Genomic DNA, 25,184 nt, shown 5'->3' with positions numbered 1-25,184 from the left:
CCCGCCGCTATAGGCGGCGGCGACGCGGTCGTAGGGGCGGCCCGTCTCCTCGGCGATCGCTGCGGCCTGCCGCTGGAGCTGCTCGGCAAGATCAAGCTCGCCCATGACGGTGTGGGTGATGCTGTTCATCATGCAGCAGAGCAGGAGCAGGGATCGGGGCGTCGTCCCGATCGGCGCACTCGCCGCTGAGCTCGCAAGATGAACGCAGGCCGAGGCCAGCATCTTCTTGGCATCATGGTAACGACCGGACAGAAAATAGGCCTGACCGAGGCCGTATTGTGCGAGATTGCGCCAGCCGGGATTGCCCGAGCTTTCCGCCAGACGAACGACGTCCTCACCGACCGCGACAGCTTCGACGGGCGTCCCATAGAAGTTCTGCGCGCCGGCTCTCATGGTCATGGCAGCGACCTTCCGCCCGACATCGTTGATCGCATCGGCTCGCCGTTCGGCCTCTCTTCCTAAATCCAGGGCTTCGGCGACGCGTCCCGATCCGGCAAAGGCCAAACGCGCCTCCATTCGGAGGTCAATTGCGTCGGACTCGCGCGCGTGCGTCACCAGTGTCTTGTCGAGAGCCCCCATCGCAATCTCGAAATAGTCGACAGCGTTGGCATAAGCCGAGCGCGCAAGACACCTTCGCGCAGCGCTCCTGCCATGATGAAACGCTTTCTGCCAGTTCTTCGCCCTCGTCGCGTGATAGCAGAGGGTGTCCGGCGCGTCGGTCGATACCTCATCCTCCTCGATAGCTGCCAGTATGTTGGCATGGATGCTTTCGCGTAATTTTTCGACCATCGAATCGTAGGTCACCTGCCTGACCATCTCGTGCCGAAACTCGAGTGAGTCCTCCAACTCGCTGTCGATGCGGACGAGCAGCTCAGCCCGGTCAAGTGCGGTGAGGCAATCCTGCAGGACGTCTTCGGGCAAGGCCGCGACTTTCCGCAGCATGGCTTGGTCCGCCCGAGGACCAAGCGCCGCGGCGATCTGGAGAAGTGACCGCTCCTGTCGCGACACGCGATCCAGCCGGGCCGCGATCACGCCTTGAATGCTGCTGGGAATACCGAGTTCGTCGACAGGACGCACGAGGGACAGGTCGCCCCACTGACCAAGAAGCATGCCGCTGTCCTTCAGGCTGCGACAGACTTCCTCGATAAATAGTGGAACGTTGGCCGTATGAGAGATGATCCGGTTCTTCAGCTCCGCGTTGGTCGTGGCAGTCCCGAGCATGTCCGCGAGCATCGCCAGACCCGATTCATCGTCTAGAGGCCGCATTGCCACAATTTCCGCACGACAGCGCGCGATCCATACCGGCATTCCATTGGGCCGCGCCGTCAGCAGCACCAGCAAATTGGGACATTGCAATGCCGAGAGGTTGGCAACAACCGTATCGCTGACCCGATCGATCCAGTGCAGATCCTCGATCAGAAGGATCGTGCGCTGACCACTGGCGACACTCTCGGCGATCGCGCAGCTCGCATCTGAGATCGCGCGACCACGCGCATGAGGCTCCAATTCGTCCCATCGCGGATCGGAAACCGGAAGGTCGAGGACCGCATCAACGGCCAGCTGCTGCACCGCCGGCAACCCGACTCTGGGATCGTTTGGCTTGGTCTGATCTCTCGCCGCGACATCGAGCACCGACTGCAACAGGCGTTTGAGGGTGCTGTACGGAGCGCCTTGCAGATTCGGGCTGCACTCGGCATCGATAAGCCGCCAGCCGCCGGCTCGAAGGTCCTGCGCGAACTCATGCGCAAGCCGCGACTTGCCAATGCCGGCATCCCCCATCAGGAGCACCGTCTGCCGGCCGACAGCGACCTTTTCCGCAGCACGCCACAACAGAGCCCGCTCCGTCGTGCGATCGACGAATCGGGAAACGCTACGCGCACGCCGCACCCGCCAGCTCGAAAGATCGCTGGCGCCCATGACCCGGTACAAAGGCTGGGGCTCGCTGAAGCCACGAAGGGCCCTGCGGCCCAGAAACTCGAAGCGGACGTGCCCGTCCGCAAGCTCCTGGCACGCTTCGGACACGTAGATCTGGTTCGCCTCGGCCGCGGCCTCCAGCCGCGCCGCCAAGTGCTGCGCTGCGCCGCCGATCTCGTAGACCTTGGAAAACTCGCTGGCGACCATGTAGGCCACCACATGACCCGAGTGGAGGCCGACCCGGACCTGAAGTCCGGGATCGCCGAGACTGCCAACCCGGCGGACAAGCTCGATGGCCGCGTGGCAGGCCAGCGGCGCATGGTTGTCATCGGCGATCGGGGCCCCGAATACCGCAGCCAACCCATCACCCAGCTCCTTACTGACGATGCCGCCGAACTGGCGCACCGCGCCTCTCATGGCCGCAAGAGCCGGCTCGAGGCGCAGCACCGCCTCCTCCGGCTCCAGCTCGGCAACAAGACCTGTGGAATCGACGACGTCAGCGCGCAGAATCGTCACAAACCGCCGTTCGCTGTCGGGATCAACGCGTTGGCGAACCGCTGCCCCGCATTTGGAGCACCAGCTGTCGCCCGGACCAATCGCCGACTGACACGCGAAGCAATGCATTCCTGTTCTTCCAATGACTGCCGTGGCAGCCCCCCAACGCCCGCGAAGCGCTTCGCATTACATTACCGAAGAGGGGATGCATGGCAATCGGGCTTGCGACATACGCGACGTTACAGGATGGTGGCTCTCTGGACGAAGTGCAGTCTTGAGTGGTAGCGTCACTGCGCACAACAGATCGCGTGATCGACCGCAGCATGAAGCGTATTTGCGGCCGGCCGCTACGGGTTTTGACAAACAGACATACCGAGGAAAGAGGCGATGGCCGGACTGGTATATAGCGGCAAGGCATTTCGGGACTTGATGAACAGCAATTACTATCCGCTGGCAAACATGAAAAAGAGCGTGGCAAAGCTCAAGGCATCCGAAGACATCGACCTGCCGACTTTGGAATACGGCCAGTACCACCTGATTTTGAACCCGGCATCGACCTGGCCGCAGGGCAGCGCCAAGTACTGGCACAAGGAAAAGGGCCGGGCCCGCGTCGACCTCAGCACCCAGCCGAACACGGTCCCATTGTCCAAGGACGAGCCCGGCGTCATCCCCCTGACGCGATGCGATCTGCTCGATGCCTGCGTCCGGAAATGCTTCAACTCGGAGCCGCCGATCCCGATGAAGACCAACATCATCACCCACGCGGCAAGCGATGCCTACGCCCACCGGCATGAGATCCGGCTGGAGTGGGAGTACAAGAAGGGCTCGGACAAGCCGACGCTACTCAATCTGACGATGGTCTGCCCGCACAGATCGTGATCTTCAAAAACCTCTGCTTCGTTCATGAAATTCAATACCGCCCCGCGCGCTACAGCTGCGCGGCGTATCGTTTCTTGTCGGCTGCTGTCCCAGCGGCCGTGCCCGTGCCGCGCCTGTCCCTTCTCCTGGGCCTGTCGCACGACGATGATCGCTCCCGCCGCGTAAGAATCGCCTGTTGAGGCGATCAACGCGCTCGTTTGACAGGAGCGGCCGATGCCGGTTGGACTGCTGGAGGCCGAAGGCACCATCGAGGTCAAGCAGTTCTGGCCGGAAGGGCGGTCCGATGCCGACACCAGCAAGGTCGTGGTGACCATCGCGCCGGACGGTCCGCCGACACCTGTTATGAGGTCGACGATTTCCGGACCAACGGCGTCCACTCGGCGACGCCAAGGAATTTTGCGGAGTTCGTCGAGGGCGGCAAGACAATCAAGTTTCAGCCGAAAGGGCTGGTGTTCAGGGATGCGGCGTGAAGTATGGTTGGGGCCGACGGAAAGGCTATTAGCGAGTTTTGCGGAGAGCGGCCCTCCTCACGAAGTATCCGCACAACATGCGCCCGCTTCCGGAGAGCTCGATAGAGTTTTCCCTTGTTATCCGCGGGCCAAGACGATGGTTGCGAAAATGCAACGACCGACCGTGCCAGGCCGACGGCCTTCAGCGCCGTCGGCCCGCCAAAGGCCCCGCCCCGTCAGCGCAGGCCGCCCGTCACGTGCAGCGTCTCGCCCGTGACGTAGGACGCCTCGTCCGAAGCGAAGAAGGCCACTGCGGCGGCGATCTCCTCGACCTTGCCGATGCGGCCGAGCGGGGTGGTGGATTCGATCCAGTTGCGCATGTCGCCTTCGTGCAGGCCAGCTGAGACCACGCCCTCGGTGGCGATCATGCCGGGGTTGACGGCGTTGACGCGGATCTTGCGCGGCGCCAGCTCCTTCGACAGCACTGAGGAGATCGCGTCCACCGATGCCTTCGTCGCGGTGTAGACGGCGGTGTTGGCCGGCGCGATGGTCGATACGCCCGAGGAGATGTTGATGATGCTGCCGCCCCTGGCGTTGAAGTGCCGCACCGCTTCCCCCGAGACCAGGAGCAGGCCGAGCACGTTGAGGTCGAAATGCCGGTGGAAATGCTCGGGCGTGATGTCCTCGAGCGGTGCGAAGTCGTAGACGCCGGCATTGTTGACGAGGATGTCGATCGGACCGAACGCCTTGACGGTCTCCGCGACCACGCTCTTCGCGTTCTTGGGATCGGCCAGATTGCCATGGACGGCGACGGCCTTGCCGCCCCTGGCGACGATGGCGGCGACGACGCGGTCGGCGGCCTCCTTGCTGCTGCTGTAGTTGACGGCGACCGCCGCCCCTTCGGCTGCGAGCCGGCTGGAAATCTCCGCACCGATGCCTTTGGATGCGCCGGTCACGAGCGCAACTTTTCCTTCGAGTCTTTTCGTCATCGCTTAACTCCACGAACCGGCAGGACGCCGATATTCAATAGTTCAATACTAATGAACTATTGAAAGAGTTCAAGAGACGGGCTATATTTTGGGCATGGTGCAGTTCGTTCACCCGCCGCGGGACGAGATCACGCTGGCCGGAGTGCTTGGAGCGCTCGCGGATCCCATGCGGCTGCGCATCGTCAAGAGCCTCGCCGCGCAGAACGATTGCATGTCGTGCACCGAGGCGGCGCCCTGCCCCGAGATGGCGAAGTCGACGCTGTCGAACCATTTCCGGATCCTGCGGGAGGCCGGCCTGATCCGGACGTCGAAGCAAGGCGTGCAGCACCGTAATGTGCTGCGCGAGGACGACATCAATGCGCGGTTTCCAAAACTGCTCAAGATGATCCTGAGCTATCCGGACTGACGCCGGGCGCAGTCCGCCCGGTCGCTTCACGGCAGATACAGATATTTCACCAGCGTGCGCCCCACCGCTTCCAGGCTTTGCGCCGAGCACTTGTCGGGCGTGTCCTCGGTGGTGTTGTAGAACGGCTCATATTCGAAATCGATCACGACGAAGCTTGGAATGCCCGCGAGGTGAAACGCGGTGTGGTCGTCCTGGATCGCGTAGGGCGCCGGCTGCCGTTCGAAGGCGTGCGGCGCGACCTCCATGCCGATGTCCCAGAATTTCTTCACCTCCAACGGCGCCGAGCGGAGCCCGGACTGCTCGGCCTTCAGGTGCAGATCGCGGTCGCAGACCATGTCGAAGTCGAGCATCTTCTCAGGTTTTGCATTCGGGTAGAATTCGGCAAGGCGCTCGGTGAAGTAAGGCGAGCCGATCGAGTGGAAGTTCGGATCGCCCGCGCCCAGCGAGAGCGGGCCCTCCTCGCCGTCGAAGAAGATCATGTCGATCCCGACCGGCGGCGCCTCGGGCAATTCCGACAGCACGCGCGCGGTCTCCAGCAAGACGGCGACGCCGGAGCCGGAATTGTTGGCGCCCGGCATCGGTGCGTCCGGAGTCTTCGCATCGCGATAGGCCTTGATGATGCTGTCGTAATGCGTGGCCACGATGACGCGGCGCGGATTGGCGGGGTTGAAGCGGGCGATGATGTTGGTCATCGCCATGGTGCGGCCGGCCTCGCGCGCGATCCAGCGCTGCTGCGTGACGGCGTCGAATTTCGTCTTCTTCAGCTCGGAGACGATGTAGTCGATCGCTTTCTGGTGTCCGGGCGTCTCCATCGCACGCGGCGTGAATTTGACGAGGTCCACGACGGTGGCGAGCGCACGGTTGCCGTCCCAAGAGTCAGTTTTAACGTCAGTTTTGACGTCAGTTTTGGCGTCAGTTTTGACGTCGACCTTGACCTGATCGGCCTTCTGCCCGGCCTTGTCCTGGGCAAAAAGCAACCCCGCCGGAAAAATCAGCAGCGCGGCGACGGCGAGGAACCGGGATCGGAAATTTGGTGACATCGTTCAGGACTCGGGTGGCTGCCGTGCTGGTGCCATGAACAGCAACGCAGCGCAGGCCGCAAGCATCGCCGCAAAAATATACGTGATGTTCCGCGAGCCGATCGAGGGAATCAGGATGAACGTCGTCAGCAGCGTGCCGGCGACATTGCCGATGGTGGAGACGCCGTAGACGCGCCCCGCGACGCGGCCGGCCTCCTGGGCCGATCGTGTCAGCAGGCTGACGGCAATCGGCGAGAACGTGCCGAGCAGCGACAGCGGCACCAGCAGCAGCGCGGTCGACGCCGCGAGCGTCGCGGCGGGACCGACGCCGATATGGTCCAGGATGCCCTGCATGATCGCATCGGCGGTCGCCGGCACCAGCGCGAGCCAGAGTGCGGCGACCAGGATGGCGGCACCGATGGCGCGCGGCGACGGATAGCGGTCGACGATGGCGCTGCCGGCGAAATAGCCGATGGCGAGCGCGCAGAGCACGGTCGAGATCAGGCTGGCCCAGGTGCCGATGCCGCCGCCGAAATAGGGAAACAGATAGCGGCTGCCCAGCATCTCGAAGCCCATCAGGACTGCGCCGGAGACGAACGCAATGACATAGACGATGGGCGCGAGCGAGCGAGGCTGCGTCAAGGCAGCTTCCTGTTGTGGCGCTCGATGTTCTTCAGGGCCTCGACCGGCGCGAAATCGTCGGTCAGCACGGTGGCCTTCGGGCTGATCATCTGTGTGTCGTTGAGATCGACGGGCTTGCGCAGCGCCAGCATGCCGGCGAGCGGATAGCGCAGGCCGTGCGCCTTGTCGCGCCCGGCTGCGGCTGCCGCGAGGTCTTCCCCCTTCCGGGCCGGGCCGTCATAGGCGACGGTGACGAAATTCTCTTCCGACTTGTAGAACTCGAGCTGCGGAAACACCGATCCGATCGTCTTCATCGCGGCGTCGAACAGCATGGTGTCGGACGCGACGTTCTGCACCACGACGCCGCCCTCGGCGAGATGCTCCCTGACGATCTGGTAGAACTCCTTCGTCAGCAAATGGAACGGCACGAAGGGCCCGCGATAGGCGTCGATCATGATGATGTCGTAGCGATCCTTCGACTGCGCCAGGAACAGCCGGCCGTCCTTGGCCTCGACGACGAAATTCGGCTCATCCTTGAGCCCGAAATATTTCCGCGACAGCTCGACGACGGCGGGATCGAGCTCGACCGATGTCACGCGGACATCGGGCAGGAAGCGATGCAGATACCAGGCGGTGCGCCCGCCGCCGGTGCCGATCTCGAGGATCGACTTCACGTTCGCAGTATACATCAGCCCCGCGGTCATGAGCTGGGTATAGGGCACCAGCAGATCGCGGTCGTCGGCGGGGTTGAACACGCTCTCGGTGTAGATCTGCTTGTTGTGCCCGAACGTCAGGATCACATAGGGCGACCGCTGGTAGACGAAGATGTTGTTGTAGAGCGACTCCCGTTGCTCCAGCAGGCGCGGCGGCTCCAGCTTGCCCGGATCCACCGCCGATGCGGGACCCATGCCGAGAAACGCGATTGCGAACGTGCTGAAAATGACTGACCGCATGAACATCGCGACACTGCTTCCTTTGAGGGACTATCGAAGGACGAGTGGTCTGACGTCTTTGATAAACGATCACGGCGGAAAAGAAAAAGCCCGGCAAATCCCTTGAGGGGATGCCGGGCCTTGTCTTGGTTGCGGGGACCCGCAACAGTCGCCCCCACAGACTGTCGCCCCTTGTTATCTCATTGAAGCGTAATGGGTATTTACAGAAATAAGATAAGCTCCGCTTGCACTAAGCGACGTTTGTCCCATACTGAACGCATCACGCATTCCGTTTCCTCCTCTGAGGTACGGCCACCGTTCACGCCTTCCGGCGTGACGGAGGGCCATCAGAGAGATTTCCCATGCGCGAATTGGCTGATTATCTGTCGATTGCAGGAATTGCACATCGGCGGCTCTTTCGTTTACGCGATTCGGTCACCAACGACGCCCCCCCTTCGAGCGAGCAAGTGACGCTGGCGCTTGAAATCGCCTGCTGCGAAGCAATCATTGGCACCATCAAGGCTACATTAGCGAGCCAGCACCATACCCTTGAATTCTCTGAAGAGAGAAAGGCGCGAGTTCACTCACCATCTTTGCGGCATTTCGAGTCGGAACCGTAATACAAAAATTCAGCCTTGCTACTTAGCAAGGCTATTTTTTCGGCGGCAATAGAAAGGAATCTGGCATGGCCTTCTGTACTACAAGCGGTAGCTCTCGAGCTGGACGCTCAAGAATGCGGTCAAAGACTGCATACAGTGAGATTATATCGCGATAGTCGCCCAATGCCTGTCCAATCGTAAAGAAATTCATATTGGCTCCCGTCGCAAATGCATCGGAAAGTTTGTCGAATAGATCCTCGGCCAGTTCGATAAAATTCTGGGCGCTGCTCAAAGCCTTTGGGTCAGAACGTATGGCCGCAGTCGCGACCTTTAGAATGGCTCTGAAATCCTGACTTTTTTGTAGGAAATGAAGATTCGCTTTCCGGAGCCAGAGTTCTTTCATGCGAACAAGGGTAATGATCTCAATAACGTCATCAAGCATATAAAGTTTTCGTCTGACGCCAGTATTCGTAGGTGGCGTTGTCGTAGAAGACCACGCTATTGCCGACATCAACTTGGCTTGATGTTCTGCAAGAGTGTCGGCCAGTTCGAGTGTACGCAAACCTCTTCTGATCCGTGCTGTCCGACCTTCGCCAGCCTGAGCAGCAGATTTCAGAAGCTCGCGATCTTCCTTGTTGGCCGAGAAGAAGAGAGACTCGGCGCCGTCAGGCTTCATCTGGCTAGGCATCCTAGCTTTGCCCTTGGGCTTTGGTCCTCTTTTGACTGGGCGTTTTTTCTTTAGGGTCATGAATTTCGGGGTAAATGTTAGTAATTACAAACAGTTATAACCTAGCAAGAGATTCTAAGCTAACAGGATAGTGGTTGGTACCTAGGGTCCAAGTCAACCCAGACGGCGGGCGCTCCTGCCCAAGTCGAAGGATGATGCGGAGCCTCTCCATGAAAGCCTTTGCTGTTGTTAAACTTCATTGCCTGGCTCTCGAAATTCTAAATGAAGTTCGTGATTTTCCAGCCGTCCTTGCCCCGGACACGGCGAGCAACCCATTCGACGAGGCCTCGCTGAAAGAATTTCGGCCTCTCCATGAGCTGTCGGCCGGCCTGCGGGAGGCCAAGTTTCAGCGAACGGACCATTGGGCCAACGGCAACACCGTCGCCTACTACCAGGCTGTCTGCCGTAACCCCGAGACAGGCAAGTTCGAGCGCTATGCCTGGCGTTATATGCTGTCGAATGGCCAGCTGATCCTGCACAAGACCTTTCCCGTTATTGTTGAGGACTGGAAGGATCGACGCGTGAGCCTTGTAGACCGCTGAGCAGCTGCGAGTCCGCAGATGCCTCATCTGGACCCAGCCCAGCTCGATGCCCAATTCACGCCGCCCATCGAGCGATGCCTCGATGAGCCTGCGCACGAAGCGGCCTGGGAGCATGAATGGAATTGGCAGACCCCCAGACTGTGCGAATTCGACAACTACGGCAAACGGCTTGGCAACAAGCGGCTGAGTCAATTTCAATGCATCAAGGTCGGCCCGCTCGCCGACGCCCTCGAAGATATCGGCGAGGTCGACGCCGCTCAGGCCATGCGCCGATGCGGCTGCTATGTGATCGTTGACCGTTACGAGCGCGGTACCGTCTTCCGCGCCATGACCGAGTGCAACCACCTGGTCTGTCCCACGGCTCAACGCCGCCGGGCCGCCAAGCTGGTCGAGGAAAAAGGCGGCGCGATCGAGCGCTACATCAGAAGAAATCCCGGCTCCCGACCATTGATGGCCACGCTGACCACCAAGGCCGTCGCGGCCTACGATCTTTGGGTCGCCGTCGATCAAATCTTCAAGGCGTTCTCGAAGTTTACGCGTCGCGTCGCGATTAAGCGGGCTTTCCTTGCCTGGCTGCGCTCGCTCGAAATCAGCCGCAACCCGCAGACGGGCCTGTTCATGGTCCATCTGCACTGCATCTTCATCGTCGGCCCCGATTACTTCAAGCCCGGCAGCAAGGAGTATCTCTCTTTCGAAAAGCTGCGCGCGGCCTGGAAGGCAAGCCTTCGCGCCGACTACGACCCGATGGTCCGTATCGAGAAGATGCGTGGGGGTTTTGCGCCTCTGACCGTCACAGGTCGCAAATCACTGCAGGAAGCCCTCAAGTACTGCTTCAAGCCGGGCGCGATCTTTTACACCAAGACCGGTGGCAGACCCGCCATCGTCGGTGCCACCACCCGCGAGCTGTTCGACCCCAACGATGGCAAAGGCCTGCGCTGGCTGACCAACGTGCCGTTGCGCGCGATCATCCAGGCGCTGAAGGACCGCCGCCTGGTCGAAACCTCGGGCAACCTCAAGGGCAACCTCGACCTGGATTTCACCGACGATCCGGATGCCGAGACCAGGGCCCACGAAGCCGAACTCGGCGAATTCATCTGCTCCGATCTCTATGCCTGGCGCGAAGTGCGCGGCCGAGGCGACTTCTTTTTCGTTGGCCGCTCCTTCGAGCGACCCGCAAACGAAGGAGGTTTCGCCATGGGACCGTGACCGCAAGCTACCGAGAAACAGCAACCGAACTTTCGAGAGACATATCCCTGAATAGGAGACTGCAATGAGCGAAGTGAAAATGAACACGAGAGTCATCATCGCTGGTGACGTGGAGTACCTCAAGGAGTCCCGCAACGAGCGCGGTCAAATCCTTGGTTATACGGTCCAGCTTGTGAAGAGAGGCCAGAAGGGTATCGGCCTCCTCAACGTCCGGCTGCCCGAAGGCGCGAAGCCCGAGAGCTACAAGGAAGGCACGGCTGTCGAGCTCGAAGTCGACTACTCGGTGTTCGAGGGTTCGGTGTTCTTTCGCGCGGTCCGCGACCTCAAGGTCGAGACCGGTAAGAGCGAGCCGCGCGTTGAGCGGCCCGTGCCTGCGCCCACCGCAGCCAAAATTGCCTGACGGTGACCGATGCGAACGACCTCGCTGCCCGCTTTGATGCGATCGACTGGTTGGCGATCGATCCCGGCCAGGTCTGTGCCTTCTACGAGGCGACAGGCCGACCGATCGGGCAGCGGGTGCTGCTTCAGCCCTTTGCCGACGTGGCAAACCGCGAGACCTGGCGACGCCAGTGCCTTGCGGACCTCGTGGCGATCCAGGGCCGAGGCTGCCCCACCTGCTCTACCTGACCGTTACGGGGCCGCGTACTTCCGCGCGGCCCTGCTTCTCCGAACCAACGGCCGGGCGATGACGCCCGGTCGCCCCGAAAACAGGAGCCTTCAACGATGAGCGAATACGGCGACTACCTTGCGAAGGTCGGCAGCGGCGAGATTTCGCGGCGCGACTTCATGCGCGATGTCCATCGCGCGAACGCACACAACGAACATCCCATTGGCGACCGTCTGAAAGACAAGGGGCTGTTCGACCACGAGTGCGTGCTGTCCTACTACAAGGCAAAGGGCGAACCGCCGCCCGCACCGAAGATGAAGGTGGGACGATTGGTGCGCCGGACGATCTTCCAGCTTGAGGAGATCGGCGAGATTTTCGAGCCGAAGGCGACCAACTTCCAGGATCGGGCGCCGTGGCTTTACCGGCTCCTGCACCGCGGCCTGGTCGAAACCGCCGAACAGTATGTGGAGTACGAGCCCGGCGCCCGGATGAAGCTGACCGATACGGAGCTGAACGTCCTGGGGCCTCAACCACTCGGCACGGCACCGCATTACGACAGCGACATCAAGCCCACGCCGCGCTGGATCGAACTGTTTGATAATTGGCGGCGCTGAGCGTGTTCAAAGCACTCCACGATTTGCTTGCCGGTATCAGTCCAATGACGGATGCCGGCAAGCATCCTTTGCTCCCGCACAGCTATTGGTCAGAGGGCGGGGATGCTCCACACCCTTGGGGTACCTACCCCTTCAGTGCCCGGTTCAAGCTGCCTGGTTACACTGGCTACAACACGCTGGAATTTTTCTACTGCCTTCCGGCGTTTAAGACGCGTGGCGCATTGCTTCTGACTGGCGGTGGTGGACTCATCACGAACCAGACGTCAATGAAACGCGTCCTTTCCGAGGCTCAGCAGTACGCCCTCCGCCATTATCAGCACCAGACACGCGCCGCGATCTTGAGCTGGCAGCGACAGGCAATGGAAGCCGGCAAGAGTCTGCCCACGCGAACTGATCCCGTACCACCGCCACCGGCGGTCGGTGCAGACTTTCCAATCGCGGCCATTTGGGATCAGGACACGCAGCCTCAACCTGAAGCGGTTTCCTTCCAGGCGTGGTTCAACTGGCCGGAAAACGGATCGCGAGAACCGATAGAGTTTCGCTGCTACCTGCCGCTCGGGGGCACCATGCCGGTCGTTGGCGTCAACGACGGCAGCACGGGATACGAGTCAGAACAGGAACGTATAGAGATTATCACCACCGCTCGAAAGCTCGCATGGGCGAGGTTCAATAAACCCATCCGGGATGCGATGGCACGCTACTGGGCGGCTCACGAGCTTGAGAGATTCTCGGCGTCATTTCGCGACGCGGTGGAGGCCGATAGTCGACGGGTCGTTACCGAGATCGCCGCCGGCCGACAAGCTCAGCTAGCAGACTGGCTCGCGAGGATGAAACCAGCGCCGGAGGTTCTTTCCGCTCTTGGAGCCGGTTGCTGGCCAACCGAGTTGCAGCGCCAGCAACTGGAGCGGGCCAAAGACCAAGCGCAGAAGGCCGTCGCGGAAGCCAACAAGGCGGTCGAGCGTGCCGAGGCAGATGCCCAGCTTGCGCTCGCGATGGCAAAGCGCGATATCGAGTTTGCCCAAGAGCAGGCGAACAATGAAGCGCGCAAGCAGCGCCGGTCAGGCGTCATCTATCTGGATGATACCGCTGGCGCCCACGGCATCACATTCGGTACGCCGATCGAAGACTGCGATGATGTGGTCATCCCCGTCGACAAGATCCAGCACATGCTGGTTGGCGGCGTGCCCGGCAGCGGCAAAACCGTCTTTCTGCATTCGTTGATTGTTCAACTTCTGCGCTCGCCCGATGTCGACCAAGTCGTCCTCATCGACATGAAGCGCATCGAGTTCGCGCTGTATGACGATCATCCCAAAGCGCGGGTCTATACCGAAATCGAGAGCGTTGCGGCTGCGCTGGACGGCATTATAGAGCTTTTGGAGGCTCGGAAGGCACAACTTGCCACCCAAAGGCGTAGAATGTGGTCAGGGCCGCGCGTATTTGTCGTGATCGACGAGCACGCAATGATTAATGCGCACATCGCCGAGGCAAAAGCGACCGGACAAAAGGCATTAGCGGTCCGGCTCGCCAATAGCCTTAGACAAATCGTCCTCACGGCGAGGTCGCTTGGCGTGGTGCTGATCTGCGCGCTCCAGAAGCCGACCTCCGATGCCATCGACAGCAACCTCAAGGCCAACATGGGCTTCCGATGTTGCTTTCGGCTCAAGACCCGGCAAGCGATCGACGCGGTGCTCGATTACACCGATGACCTGCCGATCGACCCCCGCAACCTGCGCACCGGCCGGTTCCTGTTGGACGATGGCCGGGGTGATTGCATCCGGCTGCAGTCCCATGTGCCGCCCGATCTGGATTTGTCGAGTGGCTGGTAATCAAAAAGGAAGCCAAGCGAGTGAGCACGGCCGCGCCACGCGCGGCCGCGCGCAGCGAAGCGCGGCTCCTTTCCTTGATACTATATGCAACATCTCAACAGACGCCCTAGTCAGGCACACGCTGGGAGGCGGAAACGGGCGTTGCATGCCCGGTAGTGTACCACGGAACGGACGGCGGCGTATGGGTGAAGGCACGAGCGGTGGCCAGAGCGATGCAAGCGAGCATCATAAGGCCCGCGAAGCCCTCGACCGCGAGCGCGAGGCGGCTCGGTTGCTCGGTGTGGATTGCGTTGCTTCGAGATGCGTTCCCTTCAAGGCCTTCTCTGGCAGCGCTGTTCACCCAGGTAGGCCGGGTGATAGCCGCCGGAGCTTCTATGCCGGTACGGGCATTGCCGTTCTCGACAATGCGGTGGAGATACTTTGCGATCACATCTCGGTCGCGCATGGGAACGACTATCCCGCGCTGACGGAGATAATCGCGCATACTGGTTACGGTGGAGCGACCTGTGCGAACGGTCAGGGTCATGGACCATGTGTGCGAGGACATGGGTTCTGCTTTCTTTGGATTAATCAGCAAGGACGAAACGCGCCGCAACGGCCGCGCCAAGCGGCCGGAAGCGAAGCGTTTCATTTTCCTTGATACTCTCGCTGGGACCGCGTTATGATTCCAAAGCCTCGGACGTGCGTGATCGGGGAAAAGATGTTGCTTGGCAGAAGCCAAGCGCGAAAGCCCCGCGTGCGAAGCGGGGCTTTTATTTACCTCACGGCCAGTCGCCACCTTCGTCGCCGTGATCGATGACGTCCGGGCATTCCTGGCCATCGTAAGCCGGGCGGAAATTCACGCAGAGGCCACCGAAGCCGGCTTCGTATTCGGCGCGTTCAGCGATGACCCCGTAATGATCGGCCAGAGTCTTGGCGACACGCGCTACGGTCGTTTCCAGATCATCGATCAGGGCGCGTTGTCTGGAGACATCGAGTGTGGAGCCCACGATCGCGTCGCAGAGATCATTGACGTTGAGTATCTTGGTCATGTCGGCGCCTCCTAGTACTCGTCGGCCCACATAATCGTCATTACGCGCATGGTAACGGTCGCGTCAGCCGGATCAGGCGATGCAACCCTGCCTGACAGGTCGTAGTAGTCGATCTTGAAGATATGGCGGATTGCGTTGAGTTCGATCATGCCGAAGTCGTGCTCGCCCCACGGGTCGTTGTCCTCGGTGAAGCGATCGAACTTTCTCACCAGCTCAAGCAACTCGGCCTGGCACTCCGGCGGTAGGCTTTTGACACCGGGCGTGAACAGGACCAACCCGCCGACGAGTGTCCGGCGAAAACTGTCGTTCAAGCTACGGATTTTGATGGTGTCGGTCATGTGAGGTTCTCCCTTTGGTTATCGGCTGCGCCATCGCGGCCGGTCGGGAGAATTCGAGGGCAGCAGGCCTGAGCGACCAGTCAAGGAGGCTCCGCGTGCAACGCCGCGTGGATGCCTTGACGGGTTGCGCTGCTGACCTATTCACCCGACCTTACCGGCCGGGTGGTGCAGCCTTTCAAGGGGAGTACTGTGATCGACAAAGTGGCGAAGAAGTAGTTGTCGATCGGGAAAACGGCGATCAGATACACGCGGATCGTCTTGCGTCATACGAACAGCCCCCAGCCTACTTGGACCATCCGGGCGTGGGCGCAAAATCGCAATTGCGGTCATACGGTTTGGCCCCTGCCCTGGCGGTCGACGCTGTCAGTCGCCGGGATCGCTCATCCTGCCGCAGGAAAGACAGATCACGCCGTTCCACGGGCCATTGTGTCCGCAGGACGGGCAGATCCAGCTCGCATCACCGGATGTCGACGTGATTCCGGTTATGCCGCTTGATGCTCTAACCGTGACGAGATGACCGCGCTGCTCAACGACTTCCCAACCGGGGGCAATCTGTAGGTACACATCAGGCTGTGCACCCGCGGCCTTTCTGACGAGAACGGGCAGCGAAGCAAAAAGCTCCGTAATGTCCGACTCGGTAATGTCCCCTCTCTGCATGGCGGCCTCGACCTTAGCCAAGAGCTTCTCTTTTTTCTCGTCGGCGACGAAAGAATTTGCGATGTGCCGCGCAAGGCTCGCTTTGAGGCGAACAGACGAAATAAAGAGAATAAGCGCAGGCGACGGTTCAAACACCTGGTTCGACTTTAGGCGATTGCACCTAGGGCATGAAGGGACCAGGTTTTCCAGACCCGAAAAATCGAAACCAGTCGGCAGGGAATATCGGCTGACAATATCCGTGCGCGCATCGACTGAAGCGACAGCGTCAAGCGGAATCAAGTGGTCAATCTGAACGTCTTTAAATAGGACTTTCTCGGCGCACCATGCGCAGCAACCATCCCAAGCTTTCCAGAGTCCAAAGCGTTCTGGGCGAGATAGCTGCTTTCGCGGGGACATCTGGCTATGTCGATTTCTTCATTATCGTATGATCGCGCTGTGAATGAGCATACACCGCGCCTTCGGGAATTTCGGCGGTTTATGTTCTGCCTGCAAACATAGCCGATTCTGCCGATAGAGCCGTTCTTACGATGATTTGAAAGTCGCGACAATCGGTCAAGCTTTATCCGCCTCCAGATTACGGAGCCGCTCGACTGTCTGCCTGATCGGGAGAACCTTCGCAAAAAACTTCTCAAAAGCCTCATAGAGCGCCTTGCCCCAGTGCTCGCTGTCCTTGGCATCAAGAAACTCTATCAAACGCCTGTCGAACGGATCTTCCTGGTAGTGGAAGACCGCATTGCGAAATCGCCGAAGGCGGCTTTCGTAGTCATGCGCTTCAAGCAGCGCGTCTATGGATTCATCCTTCAGACCAAGTTCGCGATATCCCTCAATCACAACATAGAAAAGCCCGTAGAAAACGGCCATCGTCTGCACTTGAGACCATTTCTGGGCTTCGGCGACCAACTGCGGAGGCATGTCTTCCGCAGCGTGGGTCTCCAGAAGCATGCGAGCCTTCACAGCATCCGCAGTGATCCAGTGCTTGTAGAGGGAAGCTATCGGTAGGCTTATTGCCTCACCGTTGTCGTTCGTCTGCATGGGATGGACTCTTCGAGGACGTCCTGGCGTGGCTTAGGCTCCACCGGCTACCACTAGTTGCGGCGCCATGGTAGCCTCTTCTCGGTAGGGGGGGGTAGGGCTTGCGAATCGTCCACGTCGAGATAGTCAACTTTAGAGGTATCAAGAAGCTCTCATGGTATCCGGCGCCCGGCACCAATTGCTTGGTGGGTCCGGGCGATTCGGGGAAAACGACCGTTCTTGATGCAATTGAGCTGGCTTTTGCTGCGCGCAACAGCGTCACCTTCGACGATACTGATTTCTATGCCGTTGACCCGAAATCTAACCCGATTGCGATCACGGTCACCATCGGCGATCTGCCCCCTGAATTCCTGAAGGAGGACCGGTATGGCCCTTACCTGCGCGGCTGGGACAACGCCGCGAAGAAGCTCGAAGACGAGCCTGACGAAGCACGCGGCCTTGAGCATGTGCTGTCCATAGGGCTCACTGTGGACCACACGCTTGAAGCGGAGTGGGCGCTTTTCAACGAGCGTGTCGAGGAGAAACAGCAGAGCGGCCGCACGTTGGCCTTCCAGGATCGCCAGGATATCGCGCCAAGCCGGCTGGGGCCTTATGCAGACCGGCATCTGGGCTGGGGACGTCAGTCTGTGCTCAACCGGATAACCAAGGGTCCGGCCGCCTCCCGTGGGCTCATGGCGGAAGCCGGACGTGTCGCGCGCCAGGAATTCTCGAAAGACTCGCAAACTCTATTCGCTGACACGATACAAGAGGCAAAGCTGGCCGCCCAGCGGCTCGGCGTGCCAGTGGGTGACCGGCTTCATGCTATGCTCGACGTCCAGGCGATGGGGCTGTCCGGTGGCGGGATATCATTGCATGACGGAGATTTGCCTCTGCGCCGGTTGGGCGTCGGTTCATCGCGCCTGTTCATCGCCGCCTTGCAGGATTACGCCAGAGCCAAGGCGTCGGTGGCTCTGATTGATGAGATCGAGCACGGCCTGGAGCCACACCGCATATCCAGACTGCTGCGGGAACTGAAAAAGGACAACGCCGACGGCAAGACGAAAGCCCAGGTGTTTATGACCACGCACTCCCCGGTCGTTCTCCAAGAGCTCGGCGTCGGGGAGCTGAATGTCGTCAGGCGCCATCCCAAGACGGGTGCTGTGAGCATCGTTCCTGCCAACACGCCTTACCCGGGGCTGGATGTGCAGTCTCAGCCGCGGGTAAACCCGCAGGCCTACTTGGCACCGGCCATTCTGGTCTGTGAGGGAAAAACCGAGGTTGGGCTCTTGAGGGGTCTCGACGACTATTGGGTGAGTAAGGGAGGCCTACCATTCTCCACCGCCGGAGTCGTGCCGGTCTCAGGCGGCGGCGTCAACAACGCGCCGGTCATCGCCGGCTACTTCCACGCGCTTGGCTATAGGGTCGGCCTCCTGCTCGACAACGACTGCGAGCCAAACGACGCTAAAATTCTCAACGAACTCACCTCAGCGGGAGTGAACGTCTTCCGCTGGGCCCCAGGCCACGCGACGGAGGATCACCTTTTCCGGGATCTTCCGACCGAGGCGGTTGCCGGGCTCATCAGGGCCGCAGCCACTATTCAGGATGGCGATGAGTCATTTCTCGACCGTCTCTCCAGCAAGTATTCCAAAAAGCGCTTTAAATCGGTCGCAGAGGTACAGGAGGCTGCCGACGACACCGAACTTCGCATTGCCATGGGCGAACTCACAAAGTCGAAAGGCAAGCCAGGCGAGCGCGGATGGTTCAAGGACATCACTCATGCCGAGTGGATCGGCCGCAAGCATGTCGGACCGCATCTCGACTCGCTGAAGGGCAAGTTTCCAGAGATGATCTCTGAGATTCGGGCCTGGGTAGATCGTGAGCAATGAGCCCATCATCGACGCGGTTCTGAGTTCGCGGCTCGGGTCCGTCGTTGCCCCAGCCGGCTGCGGCAAGACCGATTGCATTGCCGACGTGGTAAAGGCCGCGGGCGGCCCAGCCAAATGCCTTGTTCTCACTCACACCCTGGCTGGCGTGGATACACTGCGTCAGCGGCTGAAGGAAAAACACGTCAGCCTTCACCGCACGGACCTAGAGACGATTGCAGGTTGGTCATTAAGATTTGCGGCAGCTTTCCCGCGGAGGTCAGGGCTCAAAACCCGCGAGCCACGCGGTGGGGATTGGCCGGCTGTATACGCCGCTGCTGCGCAACTAGTTCTCGGCGGATTCGTCACGAGTGTTTTGAAAGCATCTTACCAACGGCTGCTTGTAGACGAATATCAGGACTGCACAGTCGAACAGCACGCATTGATCCTCGCGCTATCGCAACACCTACCGACTTGCATATTTGGCGACCCGCTGCAGGCCATCTTTGGATTTCGCGACGAGCAACTCGCGGATTGGAAAACCGTTACCACTGACTTTCCTGAGATTGGTGCGCTTAGAGAGCCCTGGCGATGGAAGCGAGTGAAGAACGACAAGCTAGGGTGCTGGCTCATAGCCATCCGTGAGCAGCTGGAACAGATAAACCGCGTCGACCTGGCAGCGGCGCCGAGATGCGTGTCACGCGTCATTCCGCAGTCGTCGACCAAGCAAGACCTACTTAAGGCGAATATATCGGCAGGACGTTCGGTCAAGCTTCGGGGCGAAGAGACGCTGATCGTCATCGGCGACAAGGCCAGCGAGCTCATCCGCGGTTCGCTGGCGGCGAAGCTGAAATGCTCCGCAATCGAGCCGGTAGCCTGTCAAACCCTGGGCAGCTTCCTTGACACAATTGAGGCTTGTACGGGCCGCGATCGGCTTACTACAGTCCTAGATCTTGCAGCTGGTGCCATGTCGGGTTTGGCGAAAGCCGCCTTCGAGCGTCGAGTGACTCGCATGGCGGGGGGATGGAAGCCAAGGAAAGCGCTCACTGAGGCCGAGCGCGCGGCTCTCGATGTCCTTGCATCGAACGAGTTTGCCCACGTGCTCCGCCTGCTGGAGTGTCTGCGTCGGCAGCCGGGCGTGATCGCTTTCCGGAGAGAACTGTTGTCAGCCTTGCAGAACACCTTGAGGCTGTTTATCGCTGGTGAGCATTCAACTCTCGCAGATGCCGCTTGGCACGTTCAGAACAAGTTGCGGCACGCCGGGCGGCGCTTGGCGCAACGGTCTGTTGGAAGCACGCTCCTGGTAAAGGGCCTTCAATTCGATCACGCCATCATCGTTGCACCGGAGAAGCTGAGCCGCAACGACCTGTACGTGGCCCTTACCAGAGCCTCTCGAACCATAACTATCGTTTCAGCAACGCCGATCTTGAATGCGAAAGTCGAGTCCTCGCAAAGTTCTAGAAAGCGCGCGCGGTCGAACAATGGGTGAATGGATGCCTGCCAGCCCAAGTTAGGAGCTGGTGCAAGAAAGCTAGACCGACTCCACTTCACGCAAGCTTTCCGCGAGAAGCCGCACAGCCGCGAGGAAATTTGGCAAGTAGTCCTGCGTGATGCTCCAGATCAGCTCAGGATCGACATCGCGGTACTCATGGCGCAGGAAATTGCCCAACGTCTCAATCTTGCGCCATGCAACGTTGGGCGCATTGTCTTTGAGATCGGAAGGCAGCGATTTCGCAGCTTCCGAGATAATGAGCAGCCCATGCTCTACTGCGCGCTGCAGCACCCAGGAATCCTCGAAATCCATCCTCAACACGCCATCAAGCGCGCGATTGATGGCCTCGGCTTCACCGATGATGTGCAAAAGACGGATAGCGGGCGTCTTGCTGGGTGCCATCAGAAAATACGGATGGCTTCCATCTCGATCTGGTCGCGGATGAGCTTCGACAGGCCGGTACGCGTGCCATAATCGACGTTGACCGGCAGCGCGGATTTCAAAACGTCATAAGCGCCGACGAACGCGTCGAGATCCAGCTTGGTGCCGGGCGCCCTATCAATGAAGACATCGACGTCAGAATCGGGGCCAGCTTCGTTTCTGGCGTAAGAACCAAAGAGATACAGCCCGTCAACGCCAAACGCACGCAACTGCGGCTCTACAGCCCTTAGGCGTGAAATCACCTCTGACGTTTGCATGATGCCTTATACCACATTTCTATGTGGGCGGGGACTACCTGGTCCTGACAAGCAGAGTGCGGCGCAGAATCGCAACTATCGTCGGCTGAGCGCCAATCCTTCAGGAAGGGACCTTAAAATCGTGAATGCGATTGCACGATTTCACGCAGCCGACTTGGCCTCTTCGTAACAAGGAGAGGAAATGGCCTTATTCAGCCGCTTCAGCGGGCGGGCTCCTAAGCTCCGCAAACTTCGCCGCCATGGTCGGGTTGCCCTTTGTCAGCTTCTTGATCGTCACGTCCTGCGCCTTGTCGTTCGCAAGGCGCAGGTTGCGATCTGTACCCAGCAACGCATCCTTGGTCTTCTGCAGATGGTCGATCGACTTGTCGATTTCGGCGATCGCCGTCTGGAAGTTTCGAGAGGCGAGGTCGTAGTTCTTTGAGAACGCGGTCTTGAACGTCTCCAACTGGCTTTCAAACTGGGTGATGTCGATATTCTGCGCCTTAACCAGCGCCAGCTCGGTCCGGTATTTCAAGGAGTTGAGCGAGGCATTCCGCAGCAGCGTGATCATCGGCAGGAAGAACTGTGGCCGGATGACGTACATCTTGGGATAGCGGTGGAAGACGTCGACGATGCCTGTGTTGTAGAGTTCGTTGTCCGGTTCGAGCAATGAGACCAGGATCGCGTACTCGCACCCCTTCTCGGTGCGATCGCGGTCCAGCTCCTTGAGGAAATCCTCGTTCCTGCTCTTCGTGGCGGTTTTGTCGCTCTCGTTCTTCATCTCGAACATAATCGAGATGAGCTCGGTGCCGGCTTCGTCCGCGTCGCGGAAGATGTAATCGCCCTTGCTGCCGCTCCGCGCGTCGTTGTCTTTCTCGAAATAAGCCCGCGGGAAGGCCATCGAGCGCACGCGGTTGAACTCGGTCTCGCAGTGCTGTTCGAGGGTCTCGCCAACCATCTTGGTCGACAGGCGGGCCTTCATATCCTTGAGGCGCTCGATCGCGTCGTCGCGATCCTTGATCTGGGTCTCATACTTGTCCTTGAGCGACTGCTCGGAGAGCTGCTTTTCAAGCTGGACCCGCTCGATGCCGTTCTTCAGCTCGTCGCGCTCTTTTTCAATGGCACCAACGGCTTCGGTTACGGCGAGCTTCCTCTCCAGTTCGACGGCCTGAAGCTTGGCCTTCAGCTCCTGGATTTCTTTTTCTTTGGCGGCCGAGACTTTGTGCAGCTCGCCGTCCAAAAGCGCCTCAGCGAGCTCTGAGGCCGCCTTCTTCTCGCGTTCGGCTTGCGCCAATGCGTTCGCGAGTGTGTCACGCTCTTTTTCAACGGCACTGAGCGCTTCGTTGACGGCAAGCCTCTGCGAGACTTCGCTCCCCTCAAGCTTGGACTTCAGCTCTTGGATTTCTGCATCCTTGGCCGCCGCGGTCTTTTGGAGATCGCCGCTGACCTGGGCCTTAGCCAGCTCCACAGCGCTTTGCTTGTCACGCTCGGCCAATTCCAGCCGTTCGTGGAGCTGCTCCGCGAAATCGGCGTCCCGGACCTGCTTCAAAATATCCGCAAAACCGGACTCATCGACCTTGAAGGCCTTGGTACAGTGGGGGCAGATGATCTCGTGCATGGTCCTGGCCGATTAGGGACGCTGTTATTCAAAGGGGGCCGTGGCTAGAATCGGCCGCGCTCCTTGAGAACAAAATTAGAACGGACGCATTTTGACGGTCAAGCAGTCCGCCACGCTTTCGGGCATTTTCTCCCCGCATTTCGGTCTTGGCCTGGCTGCCATTTAAAGATTGGCGATACCTAGGCAACCGGTAGCTTTCGCCATTGTATCGCCCCTGTGTGCGCTCGCTGCCTTGTCCCGGGCTCATTTGGCTTTCCGAGGCGATATCCACCAAATATGGGCGCCAAGTACGTTGGACGGCCCTACGCATTGTGATTCAATGATGGTGTTGATTCGGGCGGTGGCAGAGCGATCTCAAACGCACATCTTATCGCCGGTAGCTGACTTCGTTCTGGGAAAAAAGGCTTGACTCGATTCAAAAACTTGATCGAATCGTCCCGAGGACTGCCTTGGCAGTTTTCCAAGCTGAGTGTCACCTCGTCATCCTCCAGGTCAGCCATTTTTGCTGAGATTGCAGGCGAAGGCGGATCAAGACAGAAGGGTTCTGGTCACGGTGCTGCGGCACCCAATGAGCGGCACGCCGGGTGCACCGGCGCATTTTTCGTTTGACTAAAAGAAGCCTTGTTCTCATTTTGTTCTGGACTACTGATCTTTCATTTGACCCTTTTCGAGTTGCTTTGACGTCGGCCGTTGTCTAGGGCGAAGCCAAAGCCCCCAGGTTGTGGCGACCTGGGGATCATTTGAGGCCCGATGCCTCTTCGAAGACCCTCGTGGCTTATGCCGCGGGGGTCTTCGTTCGTCTCAATCGTTGACTCCCTTGCTTCGTCATTGGTATCTTAACGGTTAACCGAGATCGAGACTCGGCTGCGGACGCCACGCCGCCTCTACAAAGTCCCTAGACACAGTGAGAGTCATGGCCGACCCAGGAATAGCTACTCCTGACAATTTCGAAGAGCCTCAATGGCCGCGCGTGTGCGCGGCCATTTGCTTTTCGGGTCGGCATGATCCTTCGGCCTCAACGCAAAGGGTCACAACATGTCCCGATATCCGGAGCCGTATCATTACCGCTTAAGTCCTCGTGAAGTGCGCACGCTGCTTGTGTTGGCAAATTCCAATCCGCAAGCCGTTCGCGATGAGCTTCGTTACCTCCATAGCCGTTACGGCGGGCAGGACGAAGAGAACCCGTGGGACCGTTTACCGAGTTCATTCTTCCGCTAACGAGTTGATCGCGACGTCAGGCTCGGCAAACTTAGGGGCGCCGTCGGCTTCGGCCGGCGCGCGCCTTTAAGAGCATGAGATTACCGAAACGATACGCGATACATCAGCTCGCTACCCTTGGCTTGCGGGCTGGTCATATTCGGCGTGCGAGAGGGTCGGCTTCGAGGCGCAGAGCATATTGCCGTCATTGTTGACCTCGCCTCGCGTTCCGAGCTTCGTTTCGTGTAATAGTCAGCCGAACATCCACCGTTTTCCGATCAGGCGCGAGCTGGAGGCGTGGGCTCACCTAGGTTCAGGTGATAGCGCGTATGCCGGAGCTCGCCCGTTCTGGTTAGCGCGCCTTTGGCGACGAGGTCCTGAAGGTCACGTGTTGTCGTCGCGCGGGGCGCCTTTGTGATCGTGATGTAATTCTCCGCGCTTAGACCACCCTTGAAGCCGTCAATTCCCTCTTTGAACATTCGGGCAATGACCTTCTCCTGGCGGTCGTTGAATTGCCCGCGCAGACGCTCATAGAACTTCGTCTTCGCGATGTAGAAATCCACCCGCTTGTTGGTATTTTCCTGCGCTTCGAGGATGGTGCTGCCGAAGTAGAGCAGCCAATCGGTGATCTCCATGCGCTTATTGTTGCGTTCAAGGGCCTCGTAGTAGGCCTTCCGCTTGCGTTCGATCGTGTAGGCCAACGCAATGAGGGTCGGCTGTCCTAGATTTTGCGCGAGTGATTTTTCCGCCAGCGCACGACCGATCCGGCCATTCCCATCTTCGAATGGGTGCACACTGACGAAATAGAGGTGCGCGAGGGCGGAGCGCGTAATTGCCGGCAACGGTAGCATGCCGTCCGGCCCGGAGCCGTTAAACCACTTTATGAACGCGCCCATTTCCGCCGCCATGCGATCAGAGGGCGGCGCCTCAAAGTGTATTTTGCGCCGGCCGATTGGCCCGGAGACCACTTCCATGGGTTCAGGATGTGTGCGGTAAGCTCCGATCGTCTTGATGGTCCGATCCCCGCTCATCAACATGCTGTGCCACCCGAACATGGTCTCGTCGGTCAGCGGCCCAGCGAAGTTGAGATACAGGTCGACCATCATCTGCGCGATTCCTCGTTCCGCAGGAGGCGCGCCGGCTTGTCCATCACCAAGGCCGAACTGGTGCCGCAACGACGACTGGACGCTGTCACGGTTCAGGATCTCACCCTCGATTTCCGAAGTTTTCAGAGCCTCCTCGCTGATGAGTTCAATCCGCAGGTTCTCCTGGTCGTCCGGGCGGACATGCTTGAAGGCGCCGATAAACTCTCCTGAGCGGAGCAGGAATTCAGCCTCCAGCGGCTCAAGGGCGGCCGCTTCATAGGTAAATTGGGGCCAGGTCGGCTCTTCCCAGTTCCAGGACATGAGTTATAGCGCTCCTTTCTATAACTCACTCTAGATGGCCAAATGAGCTATAGAAAGCCATGCTATAACT

At 59.6% G+C, this 25,184-nt stretch carries 26 protein-coding genes; 11 read left to right on the top strand and 15 right to left on the bottom strand.

Annotation, left to right across the window (positions count from 1 at the left end; all coding sequences use genetic code 11):
• Positions 1–2,538, bottom strand: a 2,538-nt coding sequence (locus tag PMI42_RS00265; protein ID WP_008129415.1) for an ATP-binding protein, incomplete at its 3' end; no start/stop codon positions are given.
• 258 nt (positions 2,539–2,796) lie between these two features.
• Between PMI42_RS00265 and PMI42_RS00260 the strand changes: the two genes are divergently transcribed.
• Positions 2,797–3,288 carry a hypothetical protein gene (locus PMI42_RS00260; RefSeq protein ID WP_008129413.1) on the top strand — a complete coding sequence of 164 codons (492 nt, stop codon included), beginning with the start codon at positions 2,797–2,799 and terminating at the stop codon, positions 3,286–3,288.
• Positions 3,289–3,973: 685 nt separating this feature from the next.
• Here PMI42_RS00260 and PMI42_RS00255 read toward each other — a convergent pair.
• Positions 3,974–4,726 carry an SDR family NAD(P)-dependent oxidoreductase gene (locus tag PMI42_RS00255; RefSeq protein ID WP_008129411.1) on the bottom strand — a complete coding sequence of 251 codons (753 nt, stop codon included), beginning with the start codon at positions 4,724–4,726 and terminating at the stop codon, positions 3,974–3,976.
• A gap of 94 nt (positions 4,727–4,820) precedes the next feature.
• Between PMI42_RS00255 and PMI42_RS00250 the strand changes: the two genes are divergently transcribed.
• Positions 4,821–5,132 (top strand): ArsR/SmtB family transcription factor, encoded by a 312-nt coding sequence (locus PMI42_RS00250; RefSeq protein ID WP_008129410.1) that lies wholly within the window; start codon positions 4,821–4,823, stop codon positions 5,130–5,132.
• 26 nt (positions 5,133–5,158) lie between these two features.
• Here the strand turns inward: PMI42_RS00250 and PMI42_RS00245 are convergent, their stop codons facing one another.
• Genes PMI42_RS00245 through PMI42_RS00235 form a run of 3 tightly spaced genes read right to left on the bottom strand, consistent with a single transcriptional unit; the run spans position 5,159 to position 7,725 of the window.
• The gene (locus PMI42_RS00245) at positions 5,159–6,172 is read right to left on the bottom strand and encodes a M28 family peptidase (RefSeq protein ID WP_008129409.1); all 1,014 of its coding nucleotides are present in this window, start codon (positions 6,170–6,172) and stop codon (positions 5,159–5,161) included.
• Positions 6,173–6,175: 3 nt separating this feature from the next.
• A complete protein-coding gene (locus PMI42_RS00240; RefSeq protein WP_008129408.1) occupies positions 6,176–6,793 on the bottom strand; it encodes a fused MFS/spermidine synthase in 618 nt (205 codons plus the stop codon).
• Positions 6,790–7,725, bottom strand: coding sequence for a spermidine synthase (locus tag PMI42_RS00235; RefSeq protein ID WP_240535182.1), 936 nt, complete (start codon positions 7,723–7,725; stop codon positions 6,790–6,792). Before PMI42_RS00235 ends, PMI42_RS00240 begins: the two co-directional genes overlap by 4 nt.
• 341 nt (positions 7,726–8,066) lie before the next feature.
• On the opposite strand from PMI42_RS00235, the gene PMI42_RS38870 reads away from it, so the two are divergent.
• Positions 8,067–8,324 carry a hypothetical protein gene (locus PMI42_RS38870; RefSeq protein ID WP_157195683.1) on the top strand — a complete coding sequence of 86 codons (258 nt, stop codon included), beginning with the start codon at positions 8,067–8,069 and terminating at the stop codon, positions 8,322–8,324.
• A gap of 31 nt (positions 8,325–8,355) precedes the next feature.
• On the opposite strand, the gene PMI42_RS38865 is transcribed toward PMI42_RS38870, so the two are convergent.
• Entirely contained in the window at positions 8,356–8,979 is a 624-nt protein-coding gene (locus PMI42_RS38865) for a hypothetical protein (RefSeq protein ID WP_157195682.1), read from the bottom strand.
• Between the two features lie 221 nt (positions 8,980–9,200).
• Here PMI42_RS38865 and PMI42_RS00225 point away from each other — a divergent pair, with 221 nt between their 5' ends.
• From PMI42_RS00225 to PMI42_RS00200, 6 genes are all read left to right on the top strand, one after another.
• Positions 9,201–9,572, top strand: a complete 372-nt coding sequence (locus tag PMI42_RS00225) for a hypothetical protein (protein ID WP_008129405.1) — start codon at positions 9,201–9,203, stop codon at positions 9,570–9,572.
• 18 nt (positions 9,573–9,590) lie between these two features.
• Positions 9,591–10,778: a protein rep gene (locus tag PMI42_RS00220; RefSeq protein ID WP_008129403.1), complete on the top strand. Its 1,188-nt coding sequence runs from the start codon at positions 9,591–9,593 to the stop codon at positions 10,776–10,778.
• A 64-nt stretch (positions 10,779–10,842) separates the two neighbouring features.
• Positions 10,843–11,178: a hypothetical protein gene (locus PMI42_RS00215; RefSeq protein WP_008129401.1), complete on the top strand. Its 336-nt coding sequence runs from the start codon at positions 10,843–10,845 to the stop codon at positions 11,176–11,178.
• 2 nt (positions 11,179–11,180) lie between these two features.
• Positions 11,181–11,405, top strand: coding sequence for a hypothetical protein (locus PMI42_RS00210; protein WP_035964092.1), 225 nt, complete (start codon positions 11,181–11,183; stop codon positions 11,403–11,405).
• 96 nt (positions 11,406–11,501) lie between these two features.
• On the top strand, positions 11,502–11,999 hold the full coding sequence (locus PMI42_RS00205) for a hypothetical protein (RefSeq protein WP_008129398.1): 498 nt from the start codon (positions 11,502–11,504) through the stop codon (positions 11,997–11,999).
• Between the two features lie 2 nt (positions 12,000–12,001).
• Positions 12,002–13,825 carry an FtsK/SpoIIIE domain-containing protein gene (locus PMI42_RS00200; RefSeq protein WP_008129397.1) on the top strand — a complete coding sequence of 608 codons (1,824 nt, stop codon included), beginning with the start codon at positions 12,002–12,004 and terminating at the stop codon, positions 13,823–13,825.
• A gap of 106 nt (positions 13,826–13,931) precedes the next feature.
• On the opposite strand, the gene PMI42_RS38860 is transcribed toward PMI42_RS00200, so the two are convergent.
• The 5 genes from PMI42_RS38860 to PMI42_RS00175 form a co-directional block, all read right to left on the bottom strand.
• Positions 13,932–14,456: a hypothetical protein gene (locus tag PMI42_RS38860; protein ID WP_157195681.1), complete on the bottom strand. Its 525-nt coding sequence runs from the start codon at positions 14,454–14,456 to the stop codon at positions 13,932–13,934.
• Positions 14,457–14,586: 130 nt separating this feature from the next.
• Entirely contained in the window at positions 14,587–14,856 is a 270-nt protein-coding gene (locus PMI42_RS00190) for a hypothetical protein (RefSeq protein ID WP_008129394.1), read from the bottom strand.
• An 11-nt stretch (positions 14,857–14,867) separates the two neighbouring features.
• Positions 14,868–15,194, bottom strand: coding sequence for a DUF3768 domain-containing protein (locus tag PMI42_RS00185; RefSeq protein WP_008129393.1), 327 nt, complete (start codon positions 15,192–15,194; stop codon positions 14,868–14,870).
• Positions 15,195–15,557: 363 nt separating this feature from the next.
• Entirely contained in the window at positions 15,558–16,130 is a 573-nt protein-coding gene (locus PMI42_RS00180) for a hypothetical protein (protein ID WP_157195680.1), read from the bottom strand.
• A gap of 273 nt (positions 16,131–16,403) precedes the next feature.
• Positions 16,404–16,883: a hypothetical protein gene (locus PMI42_RS00175; RefSeq protein ID WP_008129390.1), complete on the bottom strand. Its 480-nt coding sequence runs from the start codon at positions 16,881–16,883 to the stop codon at positions 16,404–16,406.
• A gap of 101 nt (positions 16,884–16,984) precedes the next feature.
• On the opposite strand from PMI42_RS00175, the gene PMI42_RS00170 reads away from it, so the two are divergent.
• Together PMI42_RS00170 and PMI42_RS00165 are read left to right on the top strand one after the other, a co-directional pair.
• Positions 16,985–18,748, top strand: a complete 1,764-nt coding sequence (locus PMI42_RS00170; protein ID WP_008129388.1) for an ATP-dependent nuclease — start codon at positions 16,985–16,987, stop codon at positions 18,746–18,748.
• Entirely contained in the window at positions 18,738–20,213 is a 1,476-nt protein-coding gene (locus PMI42_RS00165; RefSeq protein WP_008129387.1) for a UvrD-helicase domain-containing protein, read from the top strand. The genes PMI42_RS00170 and PMI42_RS00165 overlap by 11 nt, the downstream gene beginning before the upstream one ends.
• Positions 20,214–20,255: 42 nt before the next feature.
• Here PMI42_RS00165 and PMI42_RS00160 read toward each other — a convergent pair whose 3' ends face one another.
• From PMI42_RS00160 to PMI42_RS00145, 4 genes are all read right to left on the bottom strand, one after another.
• Positions 20,256–20,618 (bottom strand): HepT-like ribonuclease domain-containing protein, encoded by a 363-nt coding sequence (locus tag PMI42_RS00160; RefSeq protein ID WP_008129386.1) that lies wholly within the window; start codon positions 20,616–20,618, stop codon positions 20,256–20,258.
• Positions 20,618–20,914 (bottom strand): nucleotidyltransferase family protein, encoded by a 297-nt coding sequence (locus tag PMI42_RS00155; RefSeq protein WP_008129385.1) that lies wholly within the window; start codon positions 20,912–20,914, stop codon positions 20,618–20,620. The genes PMI42_RS00160 and PMI42_RS00155 overlap by 1 nt, the downstream gene beginning before the upstream one ends.
• A 187-nt stretch (positions 20,915–21,101) precedes the next feature.
• A complete protein-coding gene (locus PMI42_RS00150; RefSeq protein WP_008129384.1) occupies positions 21,102–22,511 on the bottom strand; it encodes a DUF2130 domain-containing protein in 1,410 nt (469 codons plus the stop codon).
• 1,475 nt (positions 22,512–23,986) lie between these two features.
• Positions 23,987–25,114: a Fic family protein gene (locus tag PMI42_RS00145; RefSeq protein WP_008129381.1), complete on the bottom strand. Its 1,128-nt coding sequence runs from the start codon at positions 25,112–25,114 to the stop codon at positions 23,987–23,989.
• Between the last annotated feature and the right edge of the window lie 70 nt (positions 25,115–25,184).

The sequence above is a fragment of the Bradyrhizobium sp. YR681 genome (assembly GCF_000282615.1).
Classification (GTDB): domain Bacteria; phylum Pseudomonadota; class Alphaproteobacteria; order Rhizobiales; family Xanthobacteraceae; genus Bradyrhizobium.
This window is presented reverse-complemented; position numbering and strand designations above follow the sequence as displayed.